18 protein-coding genes and 1 pseudogene are annotated in these 17,561 nt (G+C 72.1%); 13 read left to right on the top strand and 6 right to left on the bottom strand.

Translation table 11 applies throughout. The annotated features are described in order from the left end of the window. The first annotated feature begins 47 nt into the window (after positions 1 to 47). Positions 48 to 452 carry an SseB family protein gene (locus ACZ5C2_RS19915; protein WP_468792688.1) on the top strand — a complete coding sequence of 135 codons (405 nt, stop codon included), beginning with the start codon at positions 48 to 50 and terminating at the stop codon, positions 450 to 452. A 312-nt stretch (positions 453 to 764) separates the two neighbouring features. Here ACZ5C2_RS19915 and ACZ5C2_RS19910 read toward each other — a convergent pair whose 3' ends face one another. Further along, positions 765 to 1,154 (bottom strand): MarR family transcriptional regulator, encoded by a 390-nt coding sequence (locus ACZ5C2_RS19910; protein ID WP_468792685.1) that lies wholly within the window; start codon positions 1,152 to 1,154, stop codon positions 765 to 767. A 150-nt stretch (positions 1,155 to 1,304) separates the two neighbouring features. Between ACZ5C2_RS19910 and ACZ5C2_RS19905 the strand changes: the two are divergent. The 9 genes and pseudogenes from ACZ5C2_RS19905 to ACZ5C2_RS19865 form a co-directional block, all read left to right on the top strand. Then, positions 1,305 to 1,649 (top strand): annotated as a pseudogene (locus tag ACZ5C2_RS19905) (Beta-galactosidase C-terminal domain); the annotation flags it as partial. 116 nt (positions 1,650 to 1,765) lie between these two features. Beyond that, entirely contained in the window at positions 1,766 to 2,011 is a 246-nt protein-coding gene (locus ACZ5C2_RS19900) for a hypothetical protein (RefSeq protein WP_468792682.1), read from the top strand. Positions 2,012 to 2,180: 169 nt separating this feature from the next. Further along, the gene (locus ACZ5C2_RS19895; protein ID WP_468792680.1) at positions 2,181 to 2,432 is read left to right on the top strand and encodes a helix-turn-helix domain-containing protein; all 252 of its coding nucleotides are present in this window, start codon (positions 2,181 to 2,183) and stop codon (positions 2,430 to 2,432) included. 74 nt (positions 2,433 to 2,506) lie between these two features. Next, positions 2,507 to 2,950 (top strand): fluoride efflux transporter FluC, encoded by a 444-nt coding sequence (locus ACZ5C2_RS19890; protein WP_468792677.1) that lies wholly within the window; start codon positions 2,507 to 2,509, stop codon positions 2,948 to 2,950. Then, the gene (locus tag ACZ5C2_RS19885) at positions 2,947 to 3,318 is read left to right on the top strand and encodes a DUF190 domain-containing protein (protein WP_468792675.1); all 372 of its coding nucleotides are present in this window, start codon (positions 2,947 to 2,949) and stop codon (positions 3,316 to 3,318) included. The genes ACZ5C2_RS19890 and ACZ5C2_RS19885 overlap by 4 nt, the downstream gene beginning before the upstream one ends. Further along, complete coding sequence (crcB, locus tag ACZ5C2_RS19880) at positions 3,315 to 3,689, top strand: fluoride efflux transporter CrcB (RefSeq protein ID WP_468792672.1); 375 nt, start codon at positions 3,315 to 3,317, stop codon at positions 3,687 to 3,689. The genes ACZ5C2_RS19885 and crcB overlap by 4 nt, the downstream gene beginning before the upstream one ends. Before the next feature lie 211 nt (positions 3,690 to 3,900). Further along, positions 3,901 to 4,623, top strand: a complete 723-nt coding sequence (locus tag ACZ5C2_RS19875) for a FadR/GntR family transcriptional regulator (RefSeq protein ID WP_468792669.1) — start codon at positions 3,901 to 3,903, stop codon at positions 4,621 to 4,623. Next, positions 4,623 to 5,639 carry an asparaginase gene (locus ACZ5C2_RS19870; protein ID WP_468792667.1) on the top strand — a complete coding sequence of 339 codons (1,017 nt, stop codon included), beginning with the start codon at positions 4,623 to 4,625 and terminating at the stop codon, positions 5,637 to 5,639. Before ACZ5C2_RS19875 ends, ACZ5C2_RS19870 begins: the two co-directional genes overlap by 1 nt. A gap of 137 nt (positions 5,640 to 5,776) precedes the next feature. Next, positions 5,777 to 6,709, top strand: a complete 933-nt coding sequence (locus ACZ5C2_RS19865; RefSeq protein WP_468792664.1) for a glutaminase — start codon at positions 5,777 to 5,779, stop codon at positions 6,707 to 6,709. A gap of 16 nt (positions 6,710 to 6,725) precedes the next feature. Here the strand turns inward: ACZ5C2_RS19865 and ACZ5C2_RS19860 are convergent, their stop codons facing one another. Both ACZ5C2_RS19860 and rho read right to left on the bottom strand, forming a co-directional pair. After that, on the bottom strand, positions 6,726 to 7,889 hold the full coding sequence (locus ACZ5C2_RS19860) for a D-alanyl-D-alanine carboxypeptidase family protein (RefSeq protein ID WP_468792661.1): 1,164 nt from the start codon (positions 7,887 to 7,889) through the stop codon (positions 6,726 to 6,728). Between the two features lie 91 nt (positions 7,890 to 7,980). Next, positions 7,981 to 9,120, bottom strand: a complete 1,140-nt coding sequence (rho, locus tag ACZ5C2_RS19855; protein ID WP_468792659.1) for a transcription termination factor Rho — start codon at positions 9,118 to 9,120, stop codon at positions 7,981 to 7,983. 321 nt (positions 9,121 to 9,441) lie between these two features. On the opposite strand from rho, the gene ACZ5C2_RS19850 reads away from it, so the two are divergent. Next, positions 9,442 to 10,179: a class I SAM-dependent methyltransferase gene (locus ACZ5C2_RS19850; RefSeq protein WP_468792656.1), complete on the top strand. Its 738-nt coding sequence runs from the start codon at positions 9,442 to 9,444 to the stop codon at positions 10,177 to 10,179. A gap of 391 nt (positions 10,180 to 10,570) precedes the next feature. Next, positions 10,571 to 11,689: a hypothetical protein gene (locus tag ACZ5C2_RS19845; protein WP_468792653.1), complete on the top strand. Its 1,119-nt coding sequence runs from the start codon at positions 10,571 to 10,573 to the stop codon at positions 11,687 to 11,689. Between the two features lie 18 nt (positions 11,690 to 11,707). On the opposite strand, the gene ACZ5C2_RS19840 is transcribed toward ACZ5C2_RS19845, so the two are convergent. Both ACZ5C2_RS19840 and ACZ5C2_RS19835 read right to left on the bottom strand, forming a co-directional pair. Further along, a complete protein-coding gene (locus tag ACZ5C2_RS19840; protein WP_468792650.1) occupies positions 11,708 to 15,169 on the bottom strand; it encodes a CHAT domain-containing protein in 3,462 nt (1,153 codons plus the stop codon). A gap of 18 nt (positions 15,170 to 15,187) precedes the next feature. Beyond that, complete coding sequence (locus ACZ5C2_RS19835) at positions 15,188 to 15,559, bottom strand: hypothetical protein (RefSeq protein ID WP_468792648.1); 372 nt, start codon at positions 15,557 to 15,559, stop codon at positions 15,188 to 15,190. A gap of 120 nt (positions 15,560 to 15,679) precedes the next feature. On the opposite strand from ACZ5C2_RS19835, the gene ACZ5C2_RS19830 reads away from it, so the two are divergent. After that, positions 15,680 to 15,874: a hypothetical protein gene (locus ACZ5C2_RS19830; RefSeq protein WP_468792645.1), complete on the top strand. Its 195-nt coding sequence runs from the start codon at positions 15,680 to 15,682 to the stop codon at positions 15,872 to 15,874. Between the two features lie 101 nt (positions 15,875 to 15,975). On the opposite strand, the gene ACZ5C2_RS19825 is transcribed toward ACZ5C2_RS19830, so the two are convergent. Beyond that, a complete protein-coding gene (locus tag ACZ5C2_RS19825; RefSeq protein ID WP_468792643.1) occupies positions 15,976 to 16,944 on the bottom strand; it encodes an acetylxylan esterase in 969 nt (322 codons plus the stop codon). Positions 16,945 to 17,561: the final 617 nt, after the last annotated feature.

The following is a 17,561-nucleotide window of genomic DNA, read 5'->3' as shown; positions in this document are numbered from 1 at the left end:
CGTCTCCCCGGGCGGGCCGCACGACCGCCGCTATCAGGGAATCTGCCATGGAGACACCCGCGCACGAGAACAACGCCCCCACGCCCGCCCAGCGGGCCCTGGGTGCTTTGTCCGAGAACACCGAGGACACGGTGGCGCTGGACGCCCTCGCGAACAGCGACGTACTGATCCCCGTTCCCGACGACGCGGGCGACGAGGAGGCCGCCGACCCGGACGCTGTGGCACTGCCCGTGCTGGAGCAGCCGGGCGGCGACCACGTGGTGCCCGTGTTCACGTCCGAGCTCGAGATGGCCGGGCTGCTGCCGTTCGTCTCCCGCTACCGCCTGGTCCCGCTCGGCGCGCTCGCCGCCCAGTGGCCGGCCGACGACCTGTCACTGACCATCGACGGCAGCTCCGACCACCGCCTCACGCTCACCTCGGAGGGAGTGCGCACCCTGCTGGCCCGCCCGTGAACCGCACCGGATCCGCCCCGTGAGCCAGGGCCCGGCCGGTGGACGGGCCGGAAGGAACCGGCGGCGTGTGCGGACGGCACGGGCGCGCCCGGGTCCTGCGCGTCCGGCCGCGGGGCGGCGGAAGGTGCCGGCGCGATGAGGCCCCCGTGCGACGGGGCCCTGCTCGGGCGGGAGTGGGGAGAGCGGCCTGGCGCGGGGGACCGGCGTCCGACGGCGACGCCGCCCGAACGCCTCCCACCGCATCCGGACCGCGGCGAAGTGCGCACCGCCCCAGGGTCCCCGGCACGATCCGCCGGACGGGCCCCCGCCCGGCTAGTCGCCCAGCACGCGGGCCAGTGCCGCTCGCTGCGCCGGCAGGGCGCCGGCGTGCAGAGCCCGGCCCTTGGGTGTGAGCGCCACGTGGACGCCGCGACGGTCCTCCAGGCACAGGCTGCGCTCGACGAGGCCGTCCTTCTCCAGTCGGGCGATGAGGCGGGACAGCGCGCTCTGACTGAGGTGGACCCGGCCCGCCAGATTCTGCACCCGGCACGGCTCACCCTCCCGGGCCGCCCCGGCGGCGAGCAGGTCCAGCACCTCGAAGTCGGACGCGCCGAGCCCGTACGGGTGCAGCGCACGGTCGACCTCGCCCAGGGTGCGCGCGTGCAGGGCGAGGATGTCGCGCCACCGCTCCTCGAGCCGCGCACCGGCGGCCTTCGCTCCCATACCCGCACCGTAACACTCGTTCGAGATTCAATGAACGTGTCGCGCGGGCGGCCCTTCCACCAGGTCGGACCGGTGCTGTCCGGACCGGGTGGGGCGCCGGGCGCTCCTCATGCCGAGTCGCGCTTGACCAGCTCCGTCGGCAGGATCACCGCCGACGGTCTCACCTCCGGCCGGCCCGCCGTCACCCGGCACCGCCTCGGCGAGGGCACCGCCTGGTACATCTCCACCCGGCTCGGCGCCGAGGGCCTCGCCACGCTGCTCGGCCGGGTCGCCGAGGACGCCCGGATCGCCCCGCGCGCCGATCTGCCCCGCGATGTCGAAGTGGTGCGCCGCACGGGCGGGTCGGGCACCTTCCTGTTCGTGATCAACCACACCGCCACCGACGCCAAGGTGCCGCTGGACACGCCCGGCACCGAACTGCTGACCGGTGAACGCGCCGCAGGCCGCTTCCCGGTCCCGGCCGGGGCCGTCCGGGTCGTGCGACTCGACGGCTGAGCCGCGACTCCCCTCCGCCCGTGTGAGCACACCGGCCGCGGGCGGAGGGGCCCCCGCACCCCTCCCGAGGAGGCAGGGGCACCCCTCTCCCCATGTCGAAGGGACGACGAACGCCCATGTTCCATCCCAGACGCACACTCCGCGCCCTGCTGCCGCCTCTCGCGGCCGGGCTCGCCCTCACCGCCCTACCCGCCCAGACCGCGACGGCCGCGAGCACCCTCACCGCGGCCCTCGGGTTCATGGCCCCCGCGGACCGGTACGACCAGGGTGCGCCTGAAGCGAGGAGAGCCGCGGATCTCCTCGACTCGGCGCTCCCGCTCACCGCGGCCGTCCCTGTCCACCCGGCGGCGGCATGGCTGTGACGCCGCTCCGCACCACCGGGCAGGAGACACACTCCGCTGCCGAACGGACGTGCCCTGGACGGCCGTTGGGTCCCGGACAAGGTACCGGCAGTCCGGGACACGAGGGCCCCGGTCGCGGGACAGTGATAGGGCGCCGGAGTGAGGAAGCCCCGGCGCGGAGGTGTACCAGATGCTGAGGAACCCCGTCGACGGGACACGGCTGCGCATCCTGACGTGGCTGAGCGACCCCGCTGCAGCGGAGCGAGGTCTCACCGCGGACGACGTCGCCACGAAGCTCGGCGTGCCCCGCCCGGTCGCCCTGACCCATCTCCGGCTGCTCACGGCGCTCGGCCTGCTGCGTACCTGCGCCGACCGCCGGTACTACCGGCGCGACGAGGTGCGGATCGTCGAGGTGGCGCAGCTGTTCGACAAGGGCTGGTAACGCCCGCGATCTCGAAGCGCCCCGCTCCGTGCCGGCCGCTAAGCTGATCCCGAGCGAGCGGGAGACGTACGACGGTGACAGCCCCGGAATCGGAGGGCCTTCGGGCCGGGCCCGGCATCCGTGCCCAGGTTCCCGCCCTTGCCGCGGTCGCGCTCGGCGGGGGAGCGGGAGCCACGGCGCGCTACGCGGCCACCCTCTGGTGGCCGACGCCCACGGGCGGATTCCCCTGGACGATCCTCTGGGTCAATGTCACCGGCTGCGCCGTCATCGGCGTCTTCATGGTGATCATCACCGAGGTCCGCACCGTCCACCCCCTCGTCCGCCCGTTCTTCGCCACCGGCGTGCTCGGCGGGTTCACCACCTTCTCGACGTACGCCGTCGACATCCGGAACCTGCTGGACGGGGGTCACCCGGCCGCGGGCCTGGGCTTTCTGGCGGTGACCCCGGTCGTGGCCCTCGCCGCCGCGTGGACGGCCGCCGCGGCGGCACGCCGTGTTCTGACCAGGAGACAGCCATGACGCCTCTGACCGGCTCCGCCCTGCGCCTGACCGTGTTCGTCGGCGAGAACGACACCTGGCGGCACAGGCCCCTGTACTCGGAGATCGTCCACCGGGCGCACGCGGCAGGACTCGCGGGCGCCAGTGTCTTCCGCGGTGTCGAAGGCTTCGGCACCTCGTCCCTCGTGCACACCTCCCGGCTGCTGTCGCTGAGCGAGGACCTGCCGGTGGCGGTCGTCGTCGTTGACACCGAGGAGCGTGTACGGGCCTTCCTCCCCGAACTCGACGCGCTCCTCCCCGAAGGACTGGCACTGCTCGAGCGGTGCGAGGTCGTTCGTCACGCGGGCCGTGGCGAAGGCACCGGTGCGACGGACGGGACACCGCGGTGAGCTGGCTGTACGTGGCGCTGGGCGCCATGGTCGGCGCCCCGTTGCGCTACCTCACCGACCGTGCCGTGCAGTCCCGGCACGACTCGGTGTTCCCGTGGGGGACCTTCGCCGTCAATGTCACCGGCTGCCTGGTCCTCGGCCTGCTCACCGGCGCGTCCGTCGCGGGCGCCGCGGGCGAGAACGTCCAACTGCTGCTCGGAACCGGCCTGTGCGGCGCCCTCACCACCTACTCCACCTTTTCCTACGAGACCCTTCGCCTGGCCGGGACCGGCGCCCGCCTGTACGCGGTCGTGAATGTCGTGGCGAGTGTCGTGGCCGGCCTGGGCGCGGCCTTCGCGGGCGTGGCGCTGGCCGACGCGGTGTGGCCGTAGCACCCCGGCCCCGAGCGGTGCGAGCGGCCCGAACACCGCGGTCGTGGCGGCGGCCACGTTCAACCGGTTCCAGGTGTTGCCCAGGACACGGGAGGGGAGACCCCGGAACGCGCCGCGGCGTCGGCACGGAGACGTCGCTTCCCTCTTCCCGGCCGGCCCCTCGCCCCACCCTCGCCTTGACAGCGCTGCCGTTCCCCCGCAGGATCGCCCTGTGAACCTGTCAGACAGCCAGACAGGTGGTTCCAGGCCGCGGCGCGTCAGCGCGATGGAAGCGGTGCTCTCCCACCTTCGCGGCGCCATCGAGCGCGGTGAGTACGCGATCGGCGACAGACTGCCCTCCGAGGCGGAACTGGGCCGGACCCTCGAGGTCTCCCGGCCCGTGCTGCGTGAGGCGTTGCGGGCCCTGCAGACGATGGGCCTGACCGTGTCGCGGACCGGCAGGGGCACCTTCGTCGTGGCCGACACCGTCGAGGACCCGACCTTCGGCGACTACGCGGCCAGCGACCTGATGGAGGTGCGCCGGCACATCGAGATCCCGGTCGCCGGGTACGCCGCCCGACGCCGCACCCCGGAGAACCTGGACCGTCTGGCGCATCTCCTGGACCGGATGGAGCGGGAGACCGACACCGCCGTGTGGGTGGCGATGGACACCCTGTTCCACCTCGCCGTGGCCGAGGCCGCCCACAACCCGGTGTTCCGCCGGGTCATCGAGGAGATCCGGGACGCACTGGCCCGTCAGTCCGCGTTCCTCAACGAACTCGGCGGACGCCGCGAGCAGTCCGACCGCGAGCACCGGGCGATCCTCGAGGCACTGACCGACGGCTGCGAGCGCGACGCCGTCGAGTCCATGACCCACCACCTCGACCGGGTCGAGACCACCCTCACCGACATCGTGCGCTCCGCGACACCCCACGACTCCCCCCAGGCAGTGTGATGCACAGCACTCTCCCCGCGGATGCGCCCCTGATCCGCGAGCCCTTCCACGCCCCCGTCGCCCACCTGATGCGCGGTGGAATCGTGGAGGGCGTCCACTACGGCTCCGTCGTCGTCCTCGACGGCGACGGCGATGTCGGCTTCGAGCTCGGCGACGTCGAAGTTGCCTGTTACCCGCGCTCCGCGCTCAAGCCCGTCCAGGCGGTGGCCATGGTGCGCGCGGGGCTCCCGCTCGAGGGTGAACTGCTGTCGCTCGCCGCGGCCAGCCACTCCGGCGAGGAACGCCACCTGGCCGGCACCCGGCGCATCCTCGAGTTGGCCGGACTGACCGAGGGCGACCTCCGTAACGTCCCCGACCTGCCGTTCGATCCGGTCGTCAGGGACACCTGGGTGCGCGCGGGCCGCCCGCCGTCCCGGCTCGCGCAGAACTGCTCGGGCAAGCACGCCGCCATGCTGTACACGGCCAGGCTGAACGGCTGGTCCCTCGACGACTACCTCGACCCCGCGCATCCCCTCCAGCGGGCGATCGCCGAGATCGTCGAGGACCTCACCGGGCAGCGCGTCGCCACGGTCACCGTCGACGGCTGCGGCGCGCCCCATTTCTCCGTCTCGCTGCACGGTCTGGCCGTCGCCGCCGCCCGGCTCACCACCGCCGCGCCCGGCACCCCGGAGGCCCGCGTCGCCGACGCGGTGCGTGAGCACGCCGAGATGGCCTCCGGCTCCGGCCGGGACGTGGCCGCACTGATGCGTGCCGTTCCCGGGCTGCTCGCCAAGGACGGCTTCGAGGGTGTTCAGGTCGCCGCCCTCCCCGATGGTCGCGCCGTCGCCGTCAAGATCGCCGACGGGGCGTCCCGGGCACGCGTCCCGGTGACCGCGGGGGCGCTGGCGCGGGCGGGAGTGGACCCGTCCCTGCTCAAGGAGTTCGCGGGAGAGACCCTGCTCGGGGGCGGGCGGGCAGTGGGCGGGATACGGCCGGTGCCGGCACTTGACCCGGTGACCGTCCCGGCCCGTGCCTGAGCGCCCGCGAACATCACAGCGGCGGTTCGAGGCCCCCTGCGTGCCGTCGACGGCCCGCAGGACCGCTCCCCGCGCCCCGCTGGGGCGCTTCCTCACCGGGCCCCGCGAGAGAAGGTGCCCGGCCCCCGTCCTGGACAATGGGGATCATGGCAGCGTCCACTACTTTCAAGCCGGTCCTGGAGCGCATCGCCGAGGAGATCGAGCGGACCCCCGGCCGCGGCCGCCCCGCCGGCTACATCCCGGCGCTCGCGGCCTGCGACCCGAGACACTTCGGTATGGCCGTCGCCGAACCGGACGGCACGGTGTACGGGGTGGGGGACTGGCGCCGGCCCTTCTCGGCACAGTCCCTCACCAAGGTGTACACGCTCGCCCTCGACCTGTCCCGCGAGGGGGACGCCCTGTGGGAGCACGTGGGCCGCGAACCCTCCGGCAATCCCTTCAACTCCCTGGTGCAGCTGGAGTACGAGAACGGCATCCCGCGCAATCCGTTCATCAACGCGGGCGCCCTGGTCGTCACCGACCGGCTGCACACCCGTACCGGTGACGCGGCCGGTGAACTGCTCGCCTTCCTGCGCACGGAGAGCGGCAATCCCGGCCTGTCCTTCGACATGGGGGTCGCCGCGTCCGAAGAGGCCCACGGCAGTCGCAACGCAGCCCTCGCCCACTTCATGGCGTCCTACGGCAACATCGACAATCCGGTGCCGGTCCTGCTCGACCAGTACTTCCGCCAGTGCTCCGTCGCCGCTTCCTGCGCCGACCTCGCCCTGGCGACGGGCTTCCTCGCCCGGCAGGGCATCCGCGCCGACGGCACCCGGCTGCTCAGCGGGAGCCAGGCCAAACAGGTCAACGCCGTGATGCTGACCTGTGGCACGTACGACGCGGCCGGCGATTTCGCCTACCGGGTCGGCCTGCCCGGCAAGAGCGGGGTCGGCGGCGGGATCATCGCCGTCGTCCCGGGCCGCTGCACCCTGTGCGTGTGGGGCCCCGGCCTGGACGAGCGGGGCAACTCGGTGGCGGGCGTCGCCGCGCTGGACCGCTTCACGACACTCACCGGCGTCTCCGTGTTCTGACCCTGCCGCCGCCTGGTCAGTCGGTCGGTACCGGACCCCACCTGAGCCGAAGGAACAGCGCCGTCGCCGCCGCGCCCAGCAGGGCGGCACCGGCGATGCTCCAGGACACCGGTCGTCCCGGACCGTCGTCCCGCCGGGCCGCCGGTACCGTTGCGGCCTCCGCCTCCGGTCCCCGCAGCGGTCCGGGCCGCAGGGCGTCCAGCGAGCCCACCCGGTCGACCCGGTCCGCCGCCTCGAAACCCCAGTCCAGGAGCGAACGCGCCTCCTCGTACACCGCGTGCCCATCGTCCGAACGGGGGTTCATGACCGTGACCACGAGGGTGCGGCCGTCGCGGCGCGCGGCCGCGACGAGCGTGTTGCCGGCGTGGCTCGTATAGCCGTTCTTGATCCCGATCAGGCCCGGGTAGGGCTCGACTCCGTCCGCGCCCGTGAGCAGCCGGTTGGTGTTGACGATTCCGTAGGAGGCGCCGTCGCGGCCCGGGAACCGCGCCTCCTCCCTGGCGCAGTACCGCGCGAACTCGGGGTTGCGCAGCCCGGCCCGGCCGAACACCGCCAGGTCGAACGCGGACGACACCTGGCCGGGCGCGTCGTAGCCGTCGGGCGACTTCACCCGGGTGTCGCGGGCGCCCAGGGCGCGGGCCTTGGCCTGCATGCGCTCGGCCGTGTCCCGCCAGCCGCCGGTCAGCGCGGCCAGCACGTGTACGGCGTCGTTTCCGGAGCTGAGGAAGACCCCGTTCCACAGGTCGGACACCCGGTATGTCCGGTTCTCGGCGACGCCGACGAGGCTGCTGCCGGGCCCGATGCCTGTCAGCTCCTGCGCGCCGACCCGGTGCCGGGTGCCGGCCGGCAGGGTGGGCAGCACGGTGAGGGCGAACAGCGTCTTGAGGGTGCTGGCGGGCGGCAGTCTGCGGTGCGCGTCATGCGCCGCCAGCACATCGCCGGTGCGGGAGTCGGCGATCAGCCACGAGAGGGCGGTCAGATCCGGGACCTCGGGTGCCCCCGGGCGCGGACGGACGTGCGTGCCGGGCCGGTACAGCAGCGACGTGCCGGTGTCCGTCGCCCGCGGTCCGGGATCCAGGCCCGCACCGCTGGTGGCCGCGGCGGGCGCGAGCAGCAGCAGCCCCGCCGTGCAGAACGCACAGGCCGGCACGGCCACCCGTGAAGCAAATCCGATAGTCATACTGCAAACGTAGGAATCGACGTCCGGAACACCGTGCTGCCCCGGCCGCAGACCGCTCCCGAGCACCCGGATGCCACATGCCGACGCGCCGTCAGCCGCCGGGCAGGGTCGGCCGGACCCGCCGCAGAAACGTCGCGTTGTCGGGAGTCTCGCGCATCCGCCCGAGCAGCGTCTCCAGAGCGGCCAGCCCGTCCCGGGATCCCAGAGCACGCCGCAGCCCCGCTGCGGCGGCCAACTCGGCCGGTGTGAGCAGCAGTTCTTCGCGGCGGGTGCCCGAGGCGGTGAGGTCGACGGCCGGGAACAGCCGCCGGGTGGCCGCCTCGCGGCTCAGCCGCAGCTCCATGTTGCCGGTGCTCTTGAGCTCCTCGAAGTAGAACTCGTCGGCGCGGGAACCGGTCTCCACCAGGGCGGAGGCGAGGATCGTGAGGGAGCCGCCCTCCTCGGCCCGACGGGCGGCACCGAAGAACCGCTTGGGCCCGAGCAGCGCGGTGGCGTCGACTCCGCCGCTGAGGGTGCGTCCACCGGACGCGGCCGCGTTGTTGTACGCCCGGCACAGCCGGGTCAGCGAGTCGAGCAGTACGACGACGTCCTCGCCGGCCTCGACCAGCCGCTTGGCCCGTTCGATGACCAGCTCGGCGAGCGCGATGTGCTCCCTGGCCGGGCGGTCGAAGGTCGAGGCGTACACCTCGCCGCGCACCGAGCGCCGCATGTCGGTGACCTCCTCGGGCCGTTCGTCGAGCAGCACCACCATCAGCCGGCACTCCGGGTGGTTCCCGGCCACCGCCGCCGCGAGTTGTTGGAGGAGGACGGTCTTGCCGGTCTTGGGCGGCGCCACGAGCAGCCCGCGCTGCCCCTTGCCGACCGGCGTGAACAGGTCGGCGATCCGCCCGGCCGGCCCGGACGCCGGGTGTTCCAGGCGCAGCCGCCGGTGCGGGTGAAGCGGTGTCAGGTCCCGGAAGTGCCGGCGGCCGCGCAGCGCGTCGGGCGTACGGCCGTCGACCCGGGTGATCTCGGTCAGGCCGTGCCGCCCGTCATGGACACCCTCCACCCGGTCGCCCTTGCGCAGACCGTGACGGCGCAGCAGCGCGGGCGACACGGGCGGGTCGGCGGGGGAGGCCAGAAGGCTCTCGGCGCGCAGGTGCCCCTTCCCGGCCGCGTCGATGTCGAGGACGCCGGTGACGATCCGGGGCCGCTGCTGCACGGGAGGGTGATCGAGTGTGGTGGTGGTCATGGGACCGGTCCTTTCGCGGACGACGGGCGGGGACATGCGAGGGGAAGGAGAGAAACCGCGCGAGGAGGGCGGATGCGCGCCTCCGGGCGGCGAGAACATCACCGGTCACGGTGGGAGCGATCCCTGCCGACGAGGTGATGCGGGAAAGCCTGTGCGCCGGTCGGACGTGACGGGCGGGGCGGCGAACCGGAGAGAAATCGAAGGAGAACTGGCACCCGACGCCCGACCAGGGGCGTACAAGGAGTGCTTTCCGTACTGTATCACCGAGCGTGGCGGTGCGGAGTGCCTCCGTGGGCCGGAGCCCTCCTCTAGGCTGATCCGATGTTCGACCCCGAAGGCCCTCGCCTGCGTGAACTCGTCGTTCAGGCGCTGTCGTCCGTGGAACGCGGTTACGACCTCCTCGCGCCGAAGTTCGACCACACCCCCTTCCGTACGCCGGATCCGGTGCTCGACGCCACGGCCGCGGCACTGCGGCGGGCAGGGCCGTTCGGCGCCGGGCTCGATCTGTGCTGCGGCACCGGTGCGGGCGTCGGTGTGCTGAGGCAGGTGTGCGGGGAGAGCGTCACGGGTGTGGATTTCAGCGCGGGCATGCTGGACGTCGCGCGGGAGCGGACCGGGCCGCCGGGGCCGTCCGGGCCCCGGATCCGCTGGGTGCGGGCCGACGCACGGGCCCTGCCGTTCGGGCCGGTCTTCGACCTCGTGGTCAGTTTCGGGGCGTTCGGGCATTTCCTGCCACGGGAGCTGCCGGGGTTGTTCGCGCAGGTCCACTCGGTGCTGCGGCCCGGTGGCCGCTTCGTCTTTCCCGTGGTCGCTCCGCCCCGGCCGGGCTCGCTCATGTACGGGATGCTGCTGGGGTTCGATGCGGTGATGCGGGTGCGCAACGCCGTTTGGCGTCCGCCGTTCGTCATGTATTACCGCGCCTTCCGGTTCGGCGGCATGTGGCGCGAGTTGTCCCGGGCGGGTTTCGTGGTGGAGTTCCAGGCGCTGCCCGAGTTCGGGCGGCGGACGGACGGAAGTCCGGAGGTCCGGCTGGTCGTCGCCGGACGGGCGCTGCCCTGACGGTCGCGCGAGACACGTTTCGCCGGAGACGGGAGAAGGCCGCTCACCGGTCAGACCGCCGCCGGTACGGCTCAGCCTGTACCGGGGGCCTGATTCGGGCATGGACAACGGCCTGAGGATGGCGAACTCGGTTCGGTTGGACAGCGAGGGAGAGCTTTCCGGCGGGGACATCTCCAAGGCCGTCGTGCAGGAGCTGAACACCACGAAAGGAAAGGTCGTCCTGGGGATCGTGCCTCGGGCGTGGACCGCTCTGCTGCATCAGCGGTGCGGCGGTGGGTAAGGCGGTGACCTGACGGCGTGCTCTACGGGTTCCACGTGTCGAGCCTGGTTGACTGCACGTCAATTGCTGTTGAAGCTTGCAGTGTTGGGTTCACGCCTTCATGGGGGTTGCATGTCGTTGTCGGAGCGCAAGGAGGGTGACGGGCTTCAGGCCGGTGTCCGTTTCAAGCAGACCGAACGAACAGGGCAGGGCACTTACCACGTCTACGGCGGGCCGAGCCGACAGGCCGCACTGGAATTTCTTCGTGGAACCCCTGTCAAGGACGAGCTGGTCTACAACATCGTCGAGACCCCGGAGGGCAACTTCGGGCGGGACCTCATCTACTTGTTCCACGAGGCCGACGGCAAGCTGATCGAGCTGGGGGAGCGGCCGCGGAGCCAGAGCCCTTCGCCGTCGGGCACGCGGTGTGCCTGGTGCGGCTTCTTCGTCGTGCCGTACAAGCTGCCGATCAATGACGAGAAGGTCGGCTCGGTGTCGTTGTATCTGACCTACGACGAGCTCGCGGGCCTGGTGAAGACGGGCGGCGGGCTGCACTGCCGTGCGTGCTCGTTGCTGCAGTGCGCCGTGTGCAGCGGCCTCGCCAGGGCCGGCGGTACGACGCGCGAGCCCGTCTGCCGGGCCTGCGGTGGACAGATGTCGCTCCAGACCGAGGTGGGCCCTGTCGGGCGCGCGGCCGCGCCGGGCGGGCCCGACGCGGAGCAGATGGTCACGCTGCCCGCCGATCCGCTGGGGGACGAGCTGTGGGGCATGGCGCCGTTGCGTCTGCCCTGGAGCATCGATGTGGCACGGTTCTTCGGGCAGAGCACGCTGCCCTATGTGTGGCCGGAGGACGGTCGTCACACGGGGTACATCGGCAGTGGAGAACGGGCCCAGACGCTCCTGCGCGCCAGTTGGACCAAGGTCTTCCTTCATCACCCCAACCCCGAGGTGGCGCTGGGGTGTCTGCGCAGCGCACCGCCCGACGGGATGCTGACCCTGGCGTCGCTCGCCGATCTGCTGGCCTCGCCCACGACCGAGCAACGGGTCAAGGAGGAGGCCGCGAGGGCACTTTGGCGGCTGAGCGATGGGCTGGTCGGTTACACGCTCAACGTCCTTCTGTCGCGTGGCATGATCACGTCCGGCTATGACACGCACTCGGTTCACCAGGCGCTGGGGCATCTCCGTACGGCCTGTCCTCAGAGCCGGCGCGCCTGGTTCGAGGAGCAGTTGGCGCGGTCCGAGGACGACTGACCTCCGAGGCGCCGGGGGTCAGATGCCGATGTGGACGTAGGACGCCCAGAGGAACGGGTTCTGGAGTGCGTCCGCCGGACCGTCCGTGGTGCCGTCTCCTCTGCCGGCGCGGAGGGTCGCCCGATGAAGGGCCTGTGCTGCGCGGCTCACGTCCAAGTCCCCCTCCGGCGTGCGGAGTCCGGCGTAGAAGTCGTCGGCGATGCGTACCGAGAGCTGATCGTCGATCTCCCACAGTGTGCTGATGACATGCGGGAAGCCGGCGATCTGGAACGCCGAGGCCAGATGGATCGACTCGTCGAGCAAGCGCACCGGTTGGATCGCCGCGGTGTTGCACGCCGACAGGTAAGCGAGCTGTGCCCGGTCCAGCGCGACCGGGGCCAGGCTCGCGGCTGTCAGCGGGTCGTGCTCGTGGTCCCGCAGCAGGAGTCGGCTGCGTGAAGGCTGGTGCGGGTCGGTGGCGCCGTGGCAGGAGAAGTGGGCGATCGGGTGGTGGGCGAGGCGGGCGAGGACGGAGGTCTTCGTCGGCTCCGCCACGGCGTCCAGCGCGGCCTCCTGGTCGGCGAGCACGGTGAGTTCGGGCAGGTGGCTGCGCAGCACCCCAACCTCTTCCGTGACGTACGGCAGGCGGCCCAGGCCGGGGAGTCCCGGCGTGGTCGGCATCGCCACCACCAGCGTCGGGAGCGTCGGCCCGCGTCGCGCGGGTGACGTGGTCTGCCTGGTGTGGATGAGTGTGCGCAGGGACGGGGCGTAGGAGGAGACCACGCGGTCGATGACCGTGCGCGGGCACCGCTCGCGGGCGGCGGTGGTGTGGTGGCCCGCGGCATGGATCGGCAGCAGGCTCAGCAGGCCGCAGGGGACCCACCAGACACGGGGCCAGGGCTCCGTGTCGGCAGAGGGGCCGGTGCGGTGGCCGAGTGCCTCCAGCACCGGGGCCGCGATGGCGTCCCACAGCCACTCCAGTACGGAGAGCATCCGGGCCCCGCCCCGCTCCTCCGCCGCCGCGTCCCCCATCAGGATCGACTGCCGGGCCGCCAGGAACGCCGAGGCCTTGGTGGCCACACCGTCCGCGTCGGCCCGCGGGAGCGGCAGCGCCGTGACCTCGTCCCGGGTGACCAGGAGGGCATGGCTCCCGTACGCGCTGACGTTGAGAACGACCACCGGCCCTGCCTGCGCTGCGCCGAGCAACTCGTCGGCGCCGGGCGGCAGACCGAACGAGCCGAAGCCGTCGAGTGCCCTGATCCTGGCCTGCGTGGCGGCGAACTCCGCGGCGAGTTCGTGCCGTTCGCGGCCGGCGCCGAACTGTGGTAGGGCCGTGGGAGTACCGGACTCCGCACCACCCGACGACGGGCCGGCCTCCCAGGGCTGGTCGAGCAGATCGCGGAGTGCGACGAAGCGCGCGGCGAGATCCGGGTGTCTGAGGCGCAGGAGGGACAGGTCGTCGCGGCCGTCGAGCGCCTGGCTGATGAGGACTCCGCGTCCGGCCTCCAGCAGGCTCAGGGCCCGCCGCGGCCGGTCCGCCGCGGGCAGCCGCGGATCGGCCAGGACGAGCGAGGCCGCCTCGCCGGCCAGTCCCGCCAGGCCGCCCAGCGCGTGCTCCTGGTCGCTGCGGGCCAGGCGGCGGGGGCTGACCTCCGGCAGGAGCCGTACCGCGTTCTCGAGCAGGTCCGTCGCGCGCAGCACTTCGGATGCGGCGACCAGGTCGGCGGCGGCTGCCCTCGCGGAGCCGAGGCGTTGCCACACCGGTGCCGTGTCCACGGCCGAGGCCTCGACGTCGGCCGCCGCCGCGGCGCTCCGGTCGTCCGGGTTGCCCGTGGACGTGTGGCGGGCGCGCAGGGCGGCACCCAGGTTGGCGAGGAACCGGGCGCGTTCCGGGTTGCTGCCGGAGATCAGCGACACACTTCTGCGGCCCGCGGACACCGCCTCTTCCACGTCCTCGGGGCGCCCGGTCCGTTCGTACCTCTGGGTCAGGGCGTACGTCAGGTTCGCGAGGTACCGGGCCAGATCGTCGGCCTCCCGCCCGGTCGACGCCGCCACCGCGCGACGCGTCACGTCGATCCCCTCGTCCAGATCCTCGAGCCGACCGGCGTACGCGAACCGCGCCGACAGGACGTTGCCGAGATTGGACAGGTGCATCGCCCGGTCGGACCGGTGGATCCCGGTCGCCACCGCCTCACGGCAGAGGGCGATCGACGCCTCGATGTCGTCCCGGTCCCGCGTCCGCCGGGACCGGTCCCACAGCAGCAGGCCCAGTGCATTGAGCACCGTGGCACGCTGCCTGCGGTCGAGGGCCGGATTCTGCAGCCGCGCCCGCTCGTGGCGGATCGCCTCATCCAGGTCCGCGACGGCCCCGGCCTGCCTGTGGCGCAGGAACAGCAGTTGGGACAGTACGCCCGAGAAATGCGCGTGTCCGGGCCGGTGGTCCTGCGTCCGGGCCAGACCGGCGCGGGTGAGCACGATGGCCTCGTCCAGGTCCGCGACCGTGCCGGTCGCCTGGTACCTGTTCACCAGGGCCACCACGAGGATCAGTTCGACGGGCGCCTCGGTGTGTGTGGGGGCGCTCTCGGTGGACGCGCGTGCGAGGCGTACGGCTTCGTCCAGGTGTGCGGGGTTCCCCGAGAAACGGGCCTTGAGGGCCAATTGGACCACCAGGCCGACCAGATACGCCTGCCGCTTGGGATGGTCCGCGGGAGTCATGTCGAAGGCCTCGAGGCTGCAGGCCAGGGCCTCGTCCAGTCCTTCCGGGGTGCGGGTCAGCTCGCAGCGGTCCGCCAGGACGGCGCCGAGACCGCCCAGGCTCATGGCCTGGTCGCTGCCTTCGCGCGGGCGGGCGTTGACCCCGCGCCGGGCGACGGCGACGGCTTCCTCGAGCGCCTCGGAGCGTCCGGTCTCCATGACAAGCCGACGCAGGCCCTGGACCAGATTGTGGAGCGCGTGCTTGCGCGAGGGGCCCGGCCGACTCAGCGTGACCGCCGTGCGCCCAAGGTCGATCGACTCCTCCATGTCCTCGACCGATCCGAGGTACTTGAACCGCTCGCTCAGCGCCGAGCCGAGATTCGCCAGCGCAGCAGTGCCGTCCGACGGTCGTGAGGGCGGCAGGCGCGTCGCGGTACGGGCCACCTCGATCGCCTCGTCGAGGTCCGCCTTCCGCTCGGTCACCCTGAACCGATCGAGGAGCAAGGCCGCGAGCGCCGAGAGGCAGACGGTGTCCCTCCGGGCCAGGGAGGTGGCCTCGCGCCCGGCGGCGATCGCAGATTCCAGGTCCGCCTCGTCCCCGGTCTCCTTGAAGCGCAGATGCAGCGCGCTGAGAAGCCGGTAGAGATGCGGTACGCGGTCAGGATCGTCGGCCGGTAGCACCGCGACGGCGGCACGGAACGAGGAGATCGCTCTGGTCAGCTCCGCCCGGGAACGGGTTCGCTCGAAGCGGTCCCGGGCAGAATCGCCTGCCTGCGTATACGAGTTCGCCTCATCGGAGGGGTACACCCAGGGCAGTCCTTCGCTTCACGGCAGGAGGATCCGCTGGGGATCCTCGCGGATCAGACTGAGCATCCGGTCCAGTTCGGCCGGTTCGACGCCCGCCGGTACCTCGAGCCTGGCCCCAGACGCGAGCTCGATCACGATGCGCTGCCCCTCTTTGGCCGCGCCGCGGCCCAGGATGCCGGTCACCAACGCGGTCAGGGCGGAACTCGCAGCAGCGATGGTGGCCACGAGGATCGCAGCGTCCCCCGTCCGGAACCTCGACGCCGACTGCTCCAACTCCACCGAGATCCCGGAGTCCCAGGAACCATCACGGCTCAGATCGCCGTGCACATCCTCTGCCGAACGCGAATCCGACGCGACGATCACGCGCCACTTGGGCAACCCCAGCACCATCCCCCAGTCCCTTCGCCAACGTGATCAACACAGGCTGATCAGATGCCAGTTGGTAGTTGAGTATGGCACGGAGCGGTAGCTCCTGATCACGATTCGTTGCAAACCCCGGAACGTACCACGGTGACCGTGGAGGCGTTCCACCTGCGGTTCCTCGCCCAGAGCGCTGTGCCCGACGCACAGATGACGACCGTCGGCGAGGTCGTGCACCTGGTCGACGTCGTCACCGGCTCCGTCTGCACGTGTACGACGGCAGGCAGTACCGTAGCCGCGCGGGCTCAGTGCGCCACCATGTCCAGCGTTGGTCTGCACCACTAGGGAAGAGCGGTTCGGCAGTTCGACCGGAACCGTACGGTACGTCAGTGCCCGAACCACCCGCCTCCTCGGAACCGGAGTCGGAACCGAAGCGGCCCGCCCCGTCAGATGTACGAGCGCATCCAGCGGAGTTTGGCCGCCTCATGGAACGGCCCGCCGCCTTCGTGGTCGTTGAAGTCGTACACCTCGATGGCCTTGTCCTCGTGCGCCCAGGCGTTGAAGGCCCCGAACACCGTCGACGGCGGGCAGGTCTGGTCCTCCAGGGCCGTCGAGAAGAGCGCCGGGGCGCGGCCACGGGCGGCGAAGTGCACGCCGTCGAAGTAGGACAAGGTGTGCAGGACGTCCTCGAAGCGACCGCGGTGGGTCTTCAGGTAGAGGCCGACCTCCCGGTAGGGATGCCGGTCGGTGAGCGTTGTCGCGCGAGGGAAGTCGCACAGGAACGGTACGTCCGGCGCGATGCCCGCCAGATCCGGAACCAGGCCGCCCACGGCGAGCGCGATGCCCCCGCCCTGGCTGGCGCCGACGGCCACGGTGCGGTTCGCGTCGGTCAGCGGGTGCGACCGCGCCGCCTCGACCGCGCGCACGGCGTCGGTGAACACCCTGCGGTAGTAGTAGTCCGCGGGCGCGTCGATGCCGCGCGTCATGAACCCGGGGTACGCCGGAGCGCCGCCCACCGGGTCGGCCGTGCCACCGCCGGCACCCCAGGCGCTGCCCTGTCCGCGGGTGTCCATCACGAAGTGGGCCCGGCCCGTCGACGCCCACAGCAGATGCTCGTGGGGCAGTCCGCGGCCGCCGCCGTACCCGATGAACTCCACCACCAGCGGCAACGCGGCGTCGACGCGGGAAGGCAGGGTCAGCCAGCCCTTGACCGGGTGACCGCCGAACCCCGCGAACGTCACGTCGAACACCTGCACGGTGGACAGTCCTGTGTCGACCGGCTCGAAGTGTGCGTCCAGATCGTGCGCGCGCGCCTCGTCGAGTGTTCTGGACCAGAACGCGTCGAAGTCCTCGGGTGCCGTGGACGTGCTGCGGTAGTCGCGCAGTTCGTCGAGGGGGAGGTCGAACAGGGCCATCAGGGACCGCCTTCGTCAAGAGACAGTGCGAAGCGGTGCCACCGTACGTGGATCACCCGGGAAATCGCCAGGCTCTTTTCGTAAAGCTCCAGGTGAACGCTACAGAAAGCGTTTTCTGGAAAGAGGTGTCCTCCCGCCCCGCGATGCGTCCACTCCTGTTCCACGGGCCCACGCCCGGTCCCACTGGGCCGGCCTGCGGCGCATCGCCACCCGGCGCGCCACCCGGCGCGCCACCCGGCGCGCCGCGCGGTGCGCGAGAGCACCACGGCCGCCGTGCCGCCTGCAGTGCCGGTCCCCATGCCGATGCCGTACCGCCCCACGGAGGCGTCGTCAGGTGGCGAGCGCCGCACCAGCGGGACCGCCGGGCGCAGCAGCACACGACCGACAGCGCCGTCCACCCTCGACGACGTCCGACCGGCGGCACGGCGCACCGCGCCGCCGTCGGCACAGCACTCGCGTTCGCATCCAGACCTCCCTGCCGTCGCCACAGCCGGGGATGAGGAGAGCCATACGAGACGGTGGCGCCGACGACCCCTCCGCGGTGCGTGGCACAGGCGGACGGTGGGCACCGGGTGTCCGGCCGCAACCGCGCGAAACGGGCGTCCGCCCCGGTCGCA

The sequence above is a fragment of the Streptomyces sp. NPDC031365 genome (genome assembly GCF_055569765.1).
This window is presented reverse-complemented; position numbering and strand designations above follow the sequence as displayed.

Coding starts and splice junctions, on each gene's coding strand:
- ACZ5C2_RS19915 (WP_468792688.1), top strand. CDS start 48: ATGGAGACACCCGCGCACGAGAACAACGCCCCCACGCCCGCCCAGCGG.
- ACZ5C2_RS19910 (WP_468792685.1), bottom strand. CDS start 1,154: ATGGGAGCGAAGGCCGCCGGTGCGCGGCTCGAGGAGCGGTGGCGCGAC.
- ACZ5C2_RS19900 (WP_468792682.1), top strand. CDS start 1,766: ATGTTCCATCCCAGACGCACACTCCGCGCCCTGCTGCCGCCTCTCGCG.
- ACZ5C2_RS19895 (WP_468792680.1), top strand. CDS start 2,181: ATGCTGAGGAACCCCGTCGACGGGACACGGCTGCGCATCCTGACGTGG.
- ACZ5C2_RS19885 (WP_468792675.1), top strand. CDS start 2,947: ATGACGCCTCTGACCGGCTCCGCCCTGCGCCTGACCGTGTTCGTCGGC.
- ACZ5C2_RS19870 (WP_468792667.1), top strand. CDS start 4,623: ATGCACAGCACTCTCCCCGCGGATGCGCCCCTGATCCGCGAGCCCTTC.
- ACZ5C2_RS19865 (WP_468792664.1), top strand. CDS start 5,777: ATGGGGATCATGGCAGCGTCCACTACTTTCAAGCCGGTCCTGGAGCGC.
- ACZ5C2_RS19860 (WP_468792661.1), bottom strand. CDS start 7,889: ATGACTATCGGATTTGCTTCACGGGTGGCCGTGCCGGCCTGTGCGTTC.
- rho (WP_468792659.1), bottom strand. CDS start 9,120: ATGACCACCACCACACTCGATCACCCTCCCGTGCAGCAGCGGCCCCGG.
- ACZ5C2_RS19850 (WP_468792656.1), top strand. CDS start 9,442: ATGTTCGACCCCGAAGGCCCTCGCCTGCGTGAACTCGTCGTTCAGGCG.
- ACZ5C2_RS19845 (WP_468792653.1), top strand. CDS start 10,571: ATGTCGTTGTCGGAGCGCAAGGAGGGTGACGGGCTTCAGGCCGGTGTC.
- ACZ5C2_RS19835 (WP_468792648.1), bottom strand. CDS start 15,559: ATGGTGCTGGGGTTGCCCAAGTGGCGCGTGATCGTCGCGTCGGATTCG.
- ACZ5C2_RS19825 (WP_468792643.1), bottom strand. CDS start 16,944: ATGGCCCTGTTCGACCTCCCCCTCGACGAACTGCGCGACTACCGCAGC.